The following is a 13835-nucleotide window of genomic DNA, read 5'->3' as shown; positions in this document are numbered from 1 at the left end:
CCCATCGACTTGATGACTGCCCTGTGGCGAGGGAGATTGCTCCCGCTCGGGCGCGCAGCACCCGTAAATCTGACGACTCGATCCCCCCGATGAAATGCCGTCGTCTGGGTTGGGGATTGCTGCGCACTCCAGCGGGAGCAAGCGCCCTCGCCACACGCTGCGGCTACAAGGTTGTGGTGATACTGATAGCGCTGCTTGGTTTTTCATCGCTGGCTAACGCCTTCGACCTGCAACAGCTGAGCGCTCAACTGGCCAAACCCAGCGTGATCCACGGCAGTTTCATTCAGGAAAAACACCTGCGTGCCCTGCCGCAACCACTGACCAGCAAGGGCTCGTTCGTACTGGCCAAGGATCACGGTTTGCTGTGGCTGCTCAAGACGCCGCTGCAACAGGATTACCGGATCAGCACCAAGGGCATCGCGCGGCGTGACAGCAGTGGCTGGCAAATGCTGCCGGGCAAAAGTGCCGGCGCCGAGCAGAACCGCATCTTCCTCGCAGTGCTGCAAGGTGACAGCAGCGGGCTGCAACGGGATTTCGAGTTGTCGTTGAGCGGCGAAGCACAGCACTGGAAGCTCACGCTGACTCCGCGTTCGATGCTGCTCAAGCAAGTGTTCAATCAGATCAACATCGACGGAGGTGAACTGGTGCAGCGCATCGAGTTGCTGGAAACCCAGGGCGACAGCACCGTTTTGCGCATGCAGGACACCACCAGCGCCACCCCATTGAGCGATGCGGAGCAACATGACTTTGCCGAGTGAACGGAGGCTTCCACGGCTATTTCTGACCCTGCTGCTGGCGGTGCTCGCACTCGCCGGTTGGCAATGGCACGACGGCGCACCGCTGTCGGCCAACCTGATGGATCTGGTACCGGGCACCGCGCCGGATGCGCTGGAGCTCAAGGCCGAACAGCGCATGCAAGAACCGCTGAACCGCGAAATGCTGGTGCTGGTCGGCCACACTAATCGCGAGCAAGCAATCGCTATGACGCAGAAGCTCGGCGAACAATGGCTGGCCAGTGGACTGTTCGAGAAAGTCCAATGGAACCTGCAAGCCGACTTGCCTGCGTTGCGCGCACAGCTGTTGCAAGGTCGGTTGGCGATGCTCTCGGCAGCCGATCGGCAACAACTGATCGAACAACCGCAAGCGTTCATCCAGCAGCGCGTACAAGCGCTGTTCGACCCCTTTACCGGTTTCAGCCTGGTGCCGAGCCAGGACGACTGGCTGGGCCTGACCGGACGCATTCAAAACAGCCAGCCGCAGCATGGTTCAGTGCAACTGGACATTGGCAGCGGCACATTGGTCGCTGATGCTGACGGCAAAAGCTGGGTCATGCTGCGAGCCCGCACCAGCGGTAACGCGTTCGACATGCAGCTGCCGCTGAAGGTCGCCGAGCTGCTCAAGCACAGCCGCGAAGAAGCGGCGCAGGCCGACGTGCAACTACTCGCCGCCAGTGGCCTGCTGTACGCCGCCAACGGTCAACAGCAAGCGACCCGCGAAATTACCTGGGTCGGCGGTGGTGCAACCGTCGGCATCCTGTTGCTGTTGTTGCTGGCGTTCCGCAGATTTCGCGTGCTGCTGGCCTTCATCCCTGTATTGGTCGGCATGCTGTTTGGTGCGGTGGCCTGCGTCGCACTGTTTGGTCATATGCACGTGATGACCCTGGTGCTGGGATCGAGCCTGATCGGCGTCGCCGTCGACTACCCGCTGCATTACCTGTCCAAGAGCTGGAGCCTGAAACCCTGGCACAGCTGGCCCGCACTGCGCCTGACCTTGCCGGGGCTGACCCTGAGCCTGGCCACCAGTTGCATCGGTTATCTGGCACTGGCCTGGACACCGTTCCCGGCGCTGACCCAGATTGCCGTGTTCTCTGCCGCCGGTCTGCTTGGCGCCTACCTGTCGGCGGTGTGCTTGTTGCCGGCGCTGCTCAAGGGCACGGACCTGCGACCCGCGCAGTGGCCGCTGCGGGTGGCCGAGTTCTTGGTGAACGTGCGTGCAGCGCTGCTCAAACGCGTACGCAGTTCGGTCCTGCTGGTGTTGGTCCTGGCCTTCTGTACGGGCGGCCTGTGGCACCTGACCACGAAAAACGACATCCGTCAGTGGGTCAGTGCGCCGCCGCAATTGATGAACGAAGCGCAGACCATTGCGCGGATCACCGGCTATCAACCCACCAGCCAGTTCTTCCTGGTGCGCGCGGCCAACCAGCAGCAATTGCTCGAGCGCCAGAAAGCCCTCAGCGACCGCCTGGATCAGTTGGTCAATCTGGACAAGCTCAAAGGCTACCTGGCGCTGAGCCAACTGGTCAGCCTGCCTTCCGAGCAGCAACAGGTTCGCGAAGCGCTGAATAAACTCCCGGCATTCTGGCAGCCGTTGCTCGACCTCGGCATCCCGGCCACCGCACTGCAAACCGAACTGACGCAGTTGCAGGCCTTGCCGGTCGAAGACATCGACGCAGCGCTGGTCGGGCCCTTGGCCGAGCCGTGGCGCCCGCTGTGGCTGGGCGCCTCGGATGGCGGCGTGGCGGCGATGGTCAGCCTGCAAGGCTTGAACGATACCGCGCTGCTGCGGGTGCAAGCGCTGGACTTGCCGGGTGTGCAGTTGGTGGATCGTCTGGACGACCTGAACAAGGTCTTCGCCGCCACCCAGATCAGCGCGGCTGAACTGAAACTGATGTCCTGCGCATTGATCGTGTTGCTGCTGATTCTGCCCTTCGGTTTTGGCGGCGCTCTGCGGCTCGTCGCGCTGCCATTACTGGCGGCCTTGTGCAGCCTGGCCAGCCTCGGTTGGCTGGGGCAGCCGCTGACGCTGTTCAGCGTGTTCGGGTTGCTGCTGGTGACAGCGATCAGTGTCGATTACGCGATCCTCATGCGCGAGCAGATCGGCGGGGCCGCCGTGAGCCTGTTGGGCACGCTGCTGGCGGCGGCGACCACGTGGCTGTCGTTTGGTCTGCTGGCGATTTCCAGCACCCCGGCGGTGAGCAACTTCGGTCTTTCGGTGAGCCTCGGCCTGGCCTTCAGCTTCATTCTCGCGCCGTGGGCCAAACCTTCGGCGCATGCCGCGCCCGTCGTAGAGCCGGCAGCATGATGACCATGCTGTTCTGGCTGCTGGCCTTGGCGCTGTTCGCGGTGGCGACGCGTGTCGGGCGTCATTTTGGCTTGATCCCGATTGTCAGCCAGTTGCTGCTGGCGACCTTCGGCCTGCCGCTGTTGATGTATTTCTGGATTGAACCGTACTGGCAGTTGAGCGGTGCCGAGCTGGTCTCGCCGGGCTGGCTGAAAAACCTCTACAGCCTGAGTTTCGCGCTGTTGCTGGGGCATATCCTCAGCGATGTGATCGACCTGAAGCTGGACCGTCAGAGCCTGAAAATCGCCTTGCCGAGTTTCGGCATTCCGTTCGCCTGTGGTCTGGCGACAGCGATTTGGTTGCTGCCGGATCAGCCGTGGTTGAGCTCGCTGGCGGTCGGCCTGTTGTTCGCGATCACGGCGATCCCGGTGTTGTATCTGTACCTGCGGCACATCAACTATCCACCGACCGCGACCCGCCGACTGGTGCAAACCGCAATCCTCATCGACCTGACCTGCTGGAGCCTGTTCGCCTTCGCCCAAGGCAGCCTGCACCTGAGCAGCCTGTTGCTGCCGCTGGCCGGCGCCTGCCTGCCGTTGCTGCTGCGTGTGCTCGGGTTGCGTCAGCCGCTGCTGCACAGCCTGGGCTTCTTTGCGCTGCTGGTGGTGGCGGAACACTTCAAACTCAATGCGCTGATTTTCGGCATCGGTTATCTGTTGTGCATGGCTGCCCTCAAGCTACCGCTGGTGCTACCGTTATCGGCAGCCTGGATGAGTCGCTTGCAGAACAGCATCGCAATCCCGCTGATCCTGACCTTCGGCATTGTGCAGATCAACGTGCACAGCGCCATGGACAGCCTCAGCTGGATGCAGCTCGGTGCGCTGCTGGTGTTTCCTATCGCCAGCAAACTGCTGGGTAACTGGCTCGGCCTCGGTTGGGCCGGAACATCGTTTGTCGGCGCCAACCGTTGGCGCGAAAGTCTGCTGTTGAACATTCGCGGCTTGAGCGAGATCGTCTTTCTCAATCTGCTGCTGCAACAACAGCTGATCAGTCCCGCGCTGTATTTCGCGCTGATGCTGATGGGTTTGATCGCAACACTGCTGCCGGCACTCGCCGGCGTGCACCGAATCCCCTCACCGCTCGCCGCCCCGGCCAGGAGCTCCAGTGCCAACAGTTGATACGGAACGTCGCCAGGTCATCGTCATCGGTGCCGGCCCATCGGGCGCCATCGCCGCCGCGCTGCTCAAGCGTAACGGCCATGACGTGCTGATCATTGAACGTCAGCACTTCCCGCGGTTTTCGATCGGCGAAAGCCTGCTCTCGCACTGCCTGGATTTCGTCGAAGAAGCCGGCATGCTCGAAGCGGTACAAGCCGCCGGCTTCCAGCTGAAAAACGGCGCAGCGTTCGCCTGGGGCGAGCGCTACAGCACGTTCGATTTCGGCGACACCTTCAGTAACGGCAAGCCGACCACCTTTCAGGTCCAGCGCGCTGATTTCGACAAACTGCTGGCCGATCAGGCAGCGCTGCAAGGGGTGGAAATCCGTTACGGCGAGACGATCATCAGTGCCAACTTCGAGCGGGCGAAACCCCAGCTCAGCGCTCGCCGTGAAGACGGCAGCGAATACCGCCTGGAAGCCGATTTCGTGCTCGATGCCAGCGGCTACGGCCGCGTCTTGCCGCGCCTGCTCGACCTTGAAGCACCGTCGAACTTCCCGCTGCGCCAGGCCGTGTTCACCCACATCGAAGACCACATCGACGGCCCGCACTTCGACCGTGAAAAGATCCTCATCACCACCCACCCGACCCAGCGCGACATCTGGTTCTGGACCATCCCGTTCAGCCAGGGTCGCTGCTCGGTGGGCGTGGTTGCTGCTGCCGAACACTTCGACGGCCGCGGCGACGATCTCGACGAATGCCTGCGAGGCTTCATCGCCGAAACCCCGAGCTTGGCCAAGGTGCTGAAAAACGCCCATTGGGACACGCCCGCGCGGACCATCGGCGGCTACTCGGCCAACGTCAAAACCTTGCACGGCCCGGGCTTCGCCTTGCTCGGCAACGCCGCAGAGTTCCTCGATCCGGTGTTTTCCTCCGGCGTGACCATCGCCATGCGTTCGGCGAGCATGGCCGCCGGCGTTCTGCATCGCCAACTGCAAGGCGAAAGCGTGGACTGGCAACGCGAGTTTGCCGTGCCACTGAAGCGCGGTGTCGACACCTTCCGCTGCTACGTCGAAGGTTGGTATGCCGGGACCTTCCAGGATGTGATCTACCACCCTGGCAGCGCTCCGGAGATCCGCCGCATGATCAGCGCGATCCTCGCCGGTTACGCCTGGGACGAACGCAATCCGTTCGTCAGCGAACCCAAGCGCCGGTTGCGCATGCTCTCGGAGATTTGTGCGAGTGATGCAACGTGAGTGACACCGAACAACAGTACCTCAGCGACAGTTACGTCGAAGAAACCCGCTTCGGGTTCTGGTTCCTGCGCAGCTTCACCTGGCAGCACCACGTGCTGCGAGTGGCAATCAACGACCTGCGCAGCTTGTTCGGCGAAGCACTGCCCAGCCATCCGGTGCTGCTGGATGCCGGTTGCGGTCAGGGCAAGTCGTTCCAGTACCTGCATCAGGTGTTTGCCCCGCAACGGCTGATCGGCCTCGACGCCGACCCGCACAGCCTGATGCTCAGCGGCGAAGAGGCGCAGCGCCAGAACATCGACGTCGAACTGATCGGCAGCGATTGCGCGACCCTCAAGCTGCCGGACGCCAGCGTCGATTTGCTGTTCTGCCACCAGACCTTCCACCACCTGGTGGAACAGGAGCAAGCCCTCGCCGAGTTCTATCGGGTGCTCAAGCCGGGCGGCTATCTGATGTTTGCCGAGTCCACCGAAGCCTACATCGACACCTGGGTGATTCGCTGGTTGTTCCGCCACCCGATGCACGTGCAAAAGAGCGCCGACGGGTATTTGCAGATGATTCGCCAGCAGGGTTTTGAATTCGGCCCGCAAAACGTGTCCTACCCTTATCTGTGGTGGAGTCGTGCGAAGGATTTTGGTTTGCTCGAACGCTTTGGACTGCGCCGCCCAAAACCGGTTGGCCAACGGGAAGAAACCCTGGTCAACGTGGTTGCCCGTAAACCGCTCGAAGGTAAGCACTAATGATTCGCCTCCTGCTCGTGTGCTGTGCCTTGCTGCTGAGCGCTTGCGCCAGCCAGCCGCCGCTGCCCGAGCGCAACCCGACACTGGCCTTGCCGCTGCAATTGCATGTCGAGCGGCAACGGGCCGATCAGCGCCAGGACTGGTTGCTGGTGATCCAGCGCGAAGGTGCCGGTATTCGCTGGTCGCTGATGGACCCATTGGGCATTCCGGTGGCTCGCCAGCGCCTGATCGACAACCAGTGGCAGGCCGACGGCTTGCTGCCGCCCAACCCGGAAGCGCGCCAGTTGTTTGCAGCGTTGTTATTCGCCCTGACACCGGAGGCCGAGTTGCTCAATAATTATCCTGCCGCCCGGCATCACGCGGCTTTACGCTCGCTGACGCCACACTGGCAGGTGCTGTATCGAACCCCGTCGGACTTCGTGCTGACGCTGCCCGAACAGCTGAACTATCACGTTACCCCGCTGACCGCCGAGACTGCGCCATGACGGCCTACCTGAACGCCCTCGGGCTGATCTGCAGCCTGGGCCGCAACAAACACGAAGTGGCCCGCAAGCTGTTTGCCGGCGACTGCTCGGGAATCCGTGTCGAGGCCGGCTGGGTGCCTGAACGTTCGCTGCCGGTGGCGGCGGTACACGGTGAGTTGCCCGCGATCCCGGCTGCACTGAAGCAGCACAACACCCGCAACAATCAGTTGCTGCTGGACGCCGCGCTGCAAATCCGCGAAGACATCGAACAGGCCATTCAGACCTATGGCCGTGGACGCATCGGCATCGTCCTGGGCACTAGCACCTCGGGCATCGACGAAGCCAGTCGCGGGATTGCCCATTACCTGCGGGACGGTCAGTTCCCGCCAGAATACGACTACCAACAACAGGAACTTGGCGCCCCGGCGAACTTCCTCGCCGACTGGCTGCAACTGAGCGGCCCGGCCTATGTGATTTCTACGGCCTGCACCTCCAGTGCCCGCGCATTGATGAGTGCTCAGCGACTGCTCGACATGGGCATGTGTGATGCGGTGCTGTGTGGCGGCGTCGACAGTCTGTGCAAACTGACCCTCAACGGTTTTTCGGCGCTGGATGCAGTGTCCGAGCAGCGCTGCAATCCGTTCTCGGTCAATCGCAACGGCATCAACATCGGTGAAGCGGCGGTACTTTTCTTGATGAGCAAACACCTCGGCAGCAGCCAACCGATTGCCCTGCTGGGCAGCGGCGCCAGCTCCGATGCGCACCATATTTCCGCCCCGGAACCCAGCGGGCGCGGTGCCCTGCAAGCGATGAACAAGGCCCTGCGCAGCGCCGGTTTAGCGCCTGAGCGGATCAACTACCTGAACCTGCACGGCACCGCCACCCAACACAACGACGCCATGGAAAGCCTGGCCGTCAACAGCCTGTTCCCGGCAGGCGTGCCCTGCTCTTCAACCAAGCCCATGACCGGCCACACCCTCGGTGCGGCCGGGGCGCTGGAAGCGGCGTTCTGCTGGCTGAGCCTGAGCCGCGACAACACCCGACACGCGCTGCCACCACAGGTCTGGGACGGCCAGCCTGACCCGCAATTGCCAGCGCTGAGTTTTGTGACCGCTGCTGATCGCCTGGAACCAAGCACTGCACGTTGCCTGATGAGTAACTCCTTTGCCTTTGGTGGCAACAACGTCAGCCTGATTATCGGAGACGCCCAATGATTGATTGGCCTCTCGCCGAACTGCTGCCCCACGCGGGTGACATGATCCTTATCGATCACGTGCTGTCGTTCGACGAAGAACAGATTCACACCCGCCTCACCGTCAAGCCCGGTGGCCTGTTCAACCAGCCCGACGGTAGTTTGCCGGCCTGGGTCGGTATCGAGCTGATGGCGCAAAGCGTGGCAGCGTACGCCGGCTGTCGCGCACGCGAGCGAGGCAATCCGGTTGAGCTTGGTTTCCTGCTCGGTACGCGTAAATTTGAATGTAATGTGGAACACTTTCCGCTCGGCAGCGAGTTGACGATCCACGCCCTGCGCTCGCTCGAAGACGACAACGGCATGGGCGTTTTCGAATGCCACCTGACGGCACCCGGCATTCATGCCACGGCCCGTCTGAATGTGTTCTGCCCACCTCAGGCGGCTCACTATCTACATGAATCCCACTCTTCTTCTAGCACTACTGGAGTCCAGTCTTGACTGAATCCGTACTGGTCACCGGTTCCAGCCGTGGCATCGGCCGCGCCATCGCACTACGCCTGGCCCAGGCCGGCTTTGATCTGGTGCTGCATTGCCGTAGCGGTCGCAGCGACGCCGAAGCCGTTCAGGCCGAAATCGAAGCATTGGGCCGCCGTGCGCGCATCCTGCAATTCGACGTGTCGGATCGTGCCAGCTGCAAGGCCCATCTGGAAGCCGACGTGGAAACCCACGGCGCCTATTACGGCGTGGTGCTCAACGCCGGCCTGACCCGCGACGGCGCCTTCCCGGCCCTGAGCGAGGACGACTGGGACGTGGTGATGCGCACCAACCTCGACGGTTTTTATAACGTGTTGCACCCGGTGATGATGCCGATGATTCGCCGTCGCGCCGCCGGGCGGATCGTGTGCATCACCTCGGTTTCCGGGTTGATTGGTAACCGTGGGCAGGTCAACTACAGCGCCTCCAAGGCCGGATTGATCGGCGCCGCCAAGGCCCTGGCGATCGAACTGGGCAAGCGCAAGATCACCGTCAACTGCGTTGCGCCGGGGCTGATCGACACCGCGATGCTCGACGAAAACGTCCCCGTTGATGAACTGCTGAAAATGATTCCCGCACAACGCATGGGCACCCCTGAAGAGGTGGCCGGCGCGGTGAATTTCCTGATGTCCGCCGAAGCGGGCTATATCACCCGACAGGTGCTGGCCGTCAACGGAGGCCTGTGCTGATGAAACGTGTCGTCGTCACCGGCATGGCCGGCATCACCTCGTTGGGCAGCGACTGGGAGACCATTCGCGCTAATTTCAAGGCCAATCGCAGTGGCATCCGCCGCATGGACGAGTGGGATCGTTTCATCGAACTGAACACGCGTCTGGCCGGTCCCATCGATGACTTCATCGTCCCGAGCCACTGGACCCGCAAGCAGTTGCGCAGCATGGGCCGGGTTTCCCGGCTGGCGGTCGGCGCGGCAGAACAGGCATTGGCCGATGCCGGCCTGCTCGGTGACGAGTCGATCAAGGACGGCCGCATGGGCGTATCCTGCGGCTCATCCACCGGCAGTACCGAGGAGATAAAAGCCTTCGGCAAGATGCTGCTCAATTCGGTGGCTGAAGGCCTGAACGCCAACTCCTACGTGCGGATGATGCCGCACACCACAGCGGCCAATATCAGCATTTTCTTTGGCCTCACCGGGCGCTTGATCCCGACCTCCAGCGCCTGCACCAGTGGCAGCCAGGGCATCGGTTATGCCTACGAGGCGATCAAGTTCGGCCGCCTGCCGCTGATGCTCGCCGGCGGCGCCGAAGAGCTGTGCCCGACCGAAGCCATGGTGTTTGACGCGCTCTACGCCACCAGCCTGAAAAACGACGCCCCGAAAACCAGCCCACGGCCTTACGACAGTGCACGCGATGGCCTGGTGATCGGTGAAGGCGGCGGCATGCTGGTACTCGAAGAACTCGAACACGCGCTGGCCCGCGGTGCGCACATTTACGCCGAAATCGTTGGTTTTGGCAGCAACGCCGACGGCCAGCACGCCACCCGCCCAGAGCAAACCACCATGCGCCGGGCCATGGAGCTGGCACTCGAAGACGCAGGCCTGGAGCCATCGGCCATCGGCTACGTGAACGGCCACGGCACCGCCACCGAGCAAGGCGACATCGCGGAAACCCTGGCCACCAACAGCCTGTTCGGCAGCCACATGCCCATCAGCTCGCAGAAGAGTTTTCTCGGTCACACCCTTGGCGCCTGCGGTGCACTGGAGTCCTGGTTCAGCATCGAAATGATGAACAGCGACGAGTACGTGCACACCTTCAACCTCGACGACATCGATCCACGCTGCGGCGAACTGGACTACCTGCGCGGCGAGTTCCGTGAGATGAGCTGCCAGTACGTGATGAACAACAACTTTGCCTTTGGTGGGGTTAATACGTCGCTGATCTTTCGGCGTTGGTCGTAACTTAAAACTTCAAGCTCAAGCCCCCCGATACCAAGACCTATAAATGTCACGCCGAGGCGAACATGGACGGGATTGCGTTGAGGGGGATTTGGCGAAGGCTCAGTCATTCAAGACGCGGGTTTTGCAGGGGGCTGCGTCGTATCGATGTCCCCTTCCAACGCCGTTGGGCCCTCGAACTCTGTCTGCAGTAGTGCCAAAAACGCTTCCCGAGCTGGGTGTCGACCTGCGTTTTCATGCCAGTAAAACAGGTTGTCGATACTCGTCAGGTCCGGGAATTCATATCCTTGCCAACCCGCACTGTGACGGTATTGCTCATAAATCCCGCGAGGAACCAGCGAAACGCCGGCACCAGCACTGACACAGCCCACTATGGTGCCATAGCTTGCAATGCTGACGATCGGCAACACCTGATCATGGCGCAACAGCCACTGCTCCAGTGCCAACCGGTACGGACAGCCGGGGGGCCACATGAAAATTTCCTTACCTTGTAAATCCGCTGCCTTGCGTAAAGGCCCATGCGACGCGGATGCGATGAGCACTAAATCTTCACGGTAGATCACTGCACGCTTGAGACCGGGGCGTTCAATGTTCACCGCCACGATCACCCCATCAAGCCGGTGATGCTGAGTATCGTCCAGCAGTTGAGCCCAGGTGCCGGTGCTCAACTCCAGCGACACCTGCGGGTACAGCGCATGGTACTTGGCCAATAACCGGGGCAACCGTCCCGTAGCACTAGACTCGATGGCGCCAATACGCAGGGGACCTCCAGGCGCATTGGTAGGCGCTACCGCGCGCCGGGCCTCATCAGCCAAACACAGGATTTTCGTCGCGTACTCGAGAAACACCTCCCCGGCAGGAGTGATCCGCAATCCTCGACCATCGCGGAAAAACAGCGGTGTGCCGAGCTCACGCTCCAGGGACTTGAGGCGTGCAGTGATATTGGACGGCACGCAGTGCAGCAACTCGGCGGCGCGCGCAATGCTGCCGAAGTCGTGAACCGTCTTGAACATGCGCAGTTGGGACAGTTCCATAGCTCACCCAAAGTGAATGCATGGGTCAGTTTAAGTCACTTGTAGTGAGGCTGCGTGTTTTTGATACTTCAACCGGCGCACGTTGCACGGATGCTATCGCGCCTTCACTTCCCCGATGAACAGGAGTTCTCATGGAGTTATCTCAGCGCAAAATCCAATGCCTCGCCGAAAGCGTGTTCACTCATAAAGCCTTGAATAACACGTTCTTCCAACGATGGATGGGAGGCACACTCTCCCTCGGCGACGTTGAGGTGTTCGCCCGAAACTACCTGGCCCGTACGACGCAGACTTCTCGTATGGTTGCCCTGTCATTTGTGGGCACGGACGACTTGTATGCTCAGGTCGAAATCGTCAAAAACCTGTACTCCGAAATGGGCTACGGTAACCCGGAAAAGGCCCACCTTGCCCTGCTGGAATGTTATCTGATCGACCTTCTCAGCCGCCTTGCTGATCGGCCATACAGCATGGACGAACTCATGGCCTTGCCTGTGTTGGAAAGTACCCATACGTTTAGTCGCGAACAATTGAGTCTTTACACCGACGGTGGCCACAACAATCCGCGCCATGTGCTCGGCACATTATTGGCTCAGGAGTGGCTGGCCTATTCGATGCTCACCCGTTTGTACGAAGGAGCGCGCAACTATCAGCACCTGTATGCCAATAACGACGACTTTCATGAACACTGCGAGTATTTCTACATCCACATCGGGGATGCGGAAAAAGAACACAAAATCCAGGCCGTGAAAGCCGCCACCCAGGAATGCACCACCGACCAGCACATAGAGGAAGTCCGCGCTTCGTTCAACCGCTTCCTGGACATCACTGAGCAATACTGGAACGGAATAGCTCGTGCCATGCCCAGCGTGCAAAGTCGTGTTGCTTCCAAGATGACGATTTGATGAATACAAGGCCCAGCTTAAAAATCACGTTGGCGGCGATATTTGTAATTCTTTGCTGGGCCTATTCCCCCATTGGAATCCACATCGGACTAAAGGCTTACGAACCCGGTCATCTCGCACTGATGCGATTCCTCATCGCCTCAACGTTCATGGCCGGAGTCGCATCTGTGATGCGTATTTCCCTGCCACGCCTGAAAGACCTGCCGCTGCTGGCGGTGCTGGGATTTTTTGCTGTCAGCCTGCATCACATAGCCCTCAACTACGGCCAACGAGGTGTTAGCGCTGGGGCCGCCAGCGTACTGGCACAATCCACGCCGCTGTTCAGCACGTTATTGGCGCATTTCGCGTTCAAGGATCGGGTCAACGGCTGGCAATGGATCTGTGTGCTGTGCGGCCTGCTCGGCGCCGCTGTGGTAGTCACCGGGGACCGTGGTTTTGGTGAGCTGGACGCACACGGGCTGCTGATCCTGCTGGCGGCGTTTTCATGGAGTCTGTATTTCGCTTTGCAAAAACGCCATTCCTATCGTTATGACGGGCTGACGATGGTGTGTTACACCATCTGGTCGGGCACGGTACTGCTGCTTGTATATGTCCCAGGGCTGTGGAGCGCAGCGCAAAATGCCTCAACCTCGGTCAATCTGGCGGTACTCATTCTGGGCATCTTCCCCAGTGCCCTTGCGTACCTCGCCTGGGCATACGTACTGGCGCACAGCAATGTGAGTCGCGCTTCCATTTCGCTTTACCTGATACCGCCCACAGCCATGTTGATGGCCTCACTGGTTCTGAGCGAACGCCCTTCGGCCATGGTGATCGTCGGAATGGTCATTGTGCTGATGAGCGTACTCGCCCTCAATCTGGAACCATCGAAAGTCGCAGTGCCTGCCGACAACGTTTGAACAGCGGTCGTGACCACCTATGAATGACACACAAAATCCGATCTTGGCCTATGAGCACCATGTGCTGATTTGCACCAACTTGCGCCCCGATGGCCACCGTAGTTGCTCGGGCTCAGGCGCCCATGAACTGCTCAGTGCAGCAAAACGCAAACTCGCCAAAATGGGTGAGCCAGGAACATCGCGCGCCAACGCATCGGGCTGCCTGGGCCGCTGCGACAACGGCCCGGTCATGGTGATTTACCCAGCTAACCTGTGGTTCTCGTGCACGACGCCGCAACAGGTTGAACGCATTCTCGATCAACACCTCTTCCGTCCCGATCAGCAATTGTGACCCAAGGGGCCTCACCAGGAATCCGCGTCGTGACTTGGACAGATGAAGACATGCGCATCGCACAATGGATGCTGGCCGAATACCGTAAACAAGACTATCTGCCGCAAGCTGTCGCCGCGCGGGAAATCCGTCTGATGTTCGGCGAAGCTCATGTGTACCAAAATCGCCACGGCAACTGGGCCGTGAACAAGCCGATTCTCGAAGCCTTTAAAGCACTGACTGCTGAGTTCGTGGTATGGAGCCGAAGCTTTCAACTATGGAGGCCAAGAACCGCACAAGATCCGGCCGACATACGCGTGAGCCGCTGAAAAGCTATCCCGACCGATACCATGCGGCGTGATTCATGACCTCGCGTAATATCTGA

Annotated in this window: 15 protein-coding genes; 14 read left to right on the top strand and 1 reads right to left on the bottom strand. The window is 60.6% G+C overall.

Going from position 1 to position 13835, the window contains the following annotated elements; translation table 11 throughout:
• Positions 1 to 89: 89 nt before the first annotated feature.
• From AC1RJ3_RS00770 to AC1RJ3_RS00725, 10 genes are read left to right on the top strand one after another with little or no spacing between them, the layout of a single operon-like run.
• Complete coding sequence (locus AC1RJ3_RS00770) at positions 90 to 758, top strand: outer membrane lipoprotein carrier protein LolA (protein ID WP_493077307.1); 669 nt, start codon at positions 90 to 92, stop codon at positions 756 to 758.
• Complete coding sequence (locus tag AC1RJ3_RS00765) at positions 742 to 3081, top strand: MMPL family transporter (protein ID WP_493076985.1); 2340 nt, start codon at positions 742 to 744, stop codon at positions 3079 to 3081. The genes AC1RJ3_RS00770 and AC1RJ3_RS00765 overlap by 17 nt, the downstream gene beginning before the upstream one ends.
• Positions 3078 to 4238, top strand: coding sequence for a cation:proton antiporter (locus tag AC1RJ3_RS00760; RefSeq protein ID WP_493076983.1), 1161 nt, complete (start codon positions 3078 to 3080; stop codon positions 4236 to 4238). Before AC1RJ3_RS00765 ends, AC1RJ3_RS00760 begins: the two co-directional genes overlap by 4 nt.
• Entirely contained in the window at positions 4225 to 5472 is a 1248-nt protein-coding gene (locus AC1RJ3_RS00755) for an NAD(P)/FAD-dependent oxidoreductase (RefSeq protein WP_054595258.1), read from the top strand. Before AC1RJ3_RS00760 ends, AC1RJ3_RS00755 begins: the two co-directional genes overlap by 14 nt.
• Positions 5469 to 6209, top strand: a complete 741-nt coding sequence (locus tag AC1RJ3_RS00750) for a class I SAM-dependent methyltransferase (protein WP_493076981.1) — start codon at positions 5469 to 5471, stop codon at positions 6207 to 6209. The genes AC1RJ3_RS00755 and AC1RJ3_RS00750 overlap by 4 nt, the downstream gene beginning before the upstream one ends.
• Positions 6209 to 6694, top strand: a complete 486-nt coding sequence (locus AC1RJ3_RS00745; RefSeq protein WP_427529344.1) for a hypothetical protein — start codon at positions 6209 to 6211, stop codon at positions 6692 to 6694. The genes AC1RJ3_RS00750 and AC1RJ3_RS00745 overlap by 1 nt, the downstream gene beginning before the upstream one ends.
• Positions 6691 to 7887, top strand: a complete 1197-nt coding sequence (locus AC1RJ3_RS00740; RefSeq protein WP_103317145.1) for a beta-ketoacyl-[acyl-carrier-protein] synthase family protein — start codon at positions 6691 to 6693, stop codon at positions 7885 to 7887. The genes AC1RJ3_RS00745 and AC1RJ3_RS00740 overlap by 4 nt, the downstream gene beginning before the upstream one ends.
• Positions 7884 to 8363: a hotdog family protein gene (locus AC1RJ3_RS00735; protein ID WP_489111254.1), complete on the top strand. Its 480-nt coding sequence runs from the start codon at positions 7884 to 7886 to the stop codon at positions 8361 to 8363. Before AC1RJ3_RS00740 ends, AC1RJ3_RS00735 begins: the two co-directional genes overlap by 4 nt.
• On the top strand, positions 8360 to 9088 hold the full coding sequence (fabG, locus tag AC1RJ3_RS00730) for a 3-oxoacyl-ACP reductase FabG (RefSeq protein ID WP_493076978.1): 729 nt from the start codon (positions 8360 to 8362) through the stop codon (positions 9086 to 9088). Before AC1RJ3_RS00735 ends, fabG begins: the two co-directional genes overlap by 4 nt.
• Positions 9088 to 10314, top strand: coding sequence for a beta-ketoacyl-ACP synthase (locus AC1RJ3_RS00725; protein ID WP_493076976.1), 1227 nt, complete (start codon positions 9088 to 9090; stop codon positions 10312 to 10314). The genes fabG and AC1RJ3_RS00725 overlap by 1 nt, the downstream gene beginning before the upstream one ends.
• A gap of 107 nt (positions 10315 to 10421) precedes the next feature.
• On the opposite strand, the gene AC1RJ3_RS00720 is transcribed toward AC1RJ3_RS00725, so the two are convergent.
• Positions 10422 to 11345: a LysR family transcriptional regulator gene (locus AC1RJ3_RS00720; protein WP_493076974.1), complete on the bottom strand. Its 924-nt coding sequence runs from the start codon at positions 11343 to 11345 to the stop codon at positions 10422 to 10424.
• A 131-nt stretch (positions 11346 to 11476) separates the two neighbouring features.
• Here AC1RJ3_RS00720 and AC1RJ3_RS00715 point away from each other — a divergent pair, with 131 nt between their 5' ends.
• The 4 genes from AC1RJ3_RS00715 to AC1RJ3_RS00700 are packed head-to-tail and all read left to right on the top strand — an operon-like array spanning position 11477 to position 13779.
• Complete coding sequence (locus AC1RJ3_RS00715; RefSeq protein WP_493076972.1) at positions 11477 to 12244, top strand: iron-containing redox enzyme family protein; 768 nt, start codon at positions 11477 to 11479, stop codon at positions 12242 to 12244.
• Positions 12244 to 13140 (top strand): DMT family transporter, encoded by an 897-nt coding sequence (locus AC1RJ3_RS00710; protein WP_493076970.1) that lies wholly within the window; start codon positions 12244 to 12246, stop codon positions 13138 to 13140. The genes AC1RJ3_RS00715 and AC1RJ3_RS00710 overlap by 1 nt, the downstream gene beginning before the upstream one ends.
• A 19-nt stretch (positions 13141 to 13159) precedes the next feature.
• Positions 13160 to 13471: a (2Fe-2S) ferredoxin domain-containing protein gene (locus tag AC1RJ3_RS00705; protein WP_493076968.1), complete on the top strand. Its 312-nt coding sequence runs from the start codon at positions 13160 to 13162 to the stop codon at positions 13469 to 13471.
• 29 nt (positions 13472 to 13500) lie between these two features.
• Positions 13501 to 13779, top strand: a complete 279-nt coding sequence (locus tag AC1RJ3_RS00700; RefSeq protein ID WP_493076966.1) for a DUF6953 family protein — start codon at positions 13501 to 13503, stop codon at positions 13777 to 13779.
• Positions 13780 to 13835: the final 56 nt, after the last annotated feature.

It is taken from the genome of Pseudomonas sp. GW822-FHT04C11, from assembly GCF_058800905.1.
Note: the sequence above shows the minus strand (reverse complement) of the source record. Positions and strands in the feature narration are given on the sequence as shown.

Excerpts from the sequence above, each read along its gene's own strand:
- AC1RJ3_RS00720 (WP_493076974.1), bottom strand. The coding sequence starts at position 11,345 with ATGGAACTGTCCCAACTGCGCATGTTCAAGACGGTTCACGACTTCGGC.
- AC1RJ3_RS00715 (WP_493076972.1), top strand. The coding sequence starts at position 11,477 with ATGGAGTTATCTCAGCGCAAAATCCAATGCCTCGCCGAAAGCGTGTTC.
- AC1RJ3_RS00745 (WP_427529344.1), top strand. The coding sequence starts at position 6,209 with ATGATTCGCCTCCTGCTCGTGTGCTGTGCCTTGCTGCTGAGCGCTTGC.
- AC1RJ3_RS00735 (WP_489111254.1), top strand. The coding sequence starts at position 7,884 with ATGATTGATTGGCCTCTCGCCGAACTGCTGCCCCACGCGGGTGACATG.
- AC1RJ3_RS00770 (WP_493077307.1), top strand. The coding sequence starts at position 90 with ATGAAATGCCGTCGTCTGGGTTGGGGATTGCTGCGCACTCCAGCGGGA.
- AC1RJ3_RS00710 (WP_493076970.1), top strand. The coding sequence starts at position 12,244 with ATGAATACAAGGCCCAGCTTAAAAATCACGTTGGCGGCGATATTTGTA.
- AC1RJ3_RS00725 (WP_493076976.1), top strand. The coding sequence starts at position 9,088 with ATGAAACGTGTCGTCGTCACCGGCATGGCCGGCATCACCTCGTTGGGC.
- AC1RJ3_RS00760 (WP_493076983.1), top strand. The coding sequence starts at position 3,078 with ATGATGACCATGCTGTTCTGGCTGCTGGCCTTGGCGCTGTTCGCGGTG.
- AC1RJ3_RS00740 (WP_103317145.1), top strand. The coding sequence starts at position 6,691 with ATGACGGCCTACCTGAACGCCCTCGGGCTGATCTGCAGCCTGGGCCGC.
- AC1RJ3_RS00765 (WP_493076985.1), top strand. The coding sequence starts at position 742 with ATGACTTTGCCGAGTGAACGGAGGCTTCCACGGCTATTTCTGACCCTG.
- AC1RJ3_RS00705 (WP_493076968.1), top strand. The coding sequence starts at position 13,160 with ATGAATGACACACAAAATCCGATCTTGGCCTATGAGCACCATGTGCTG.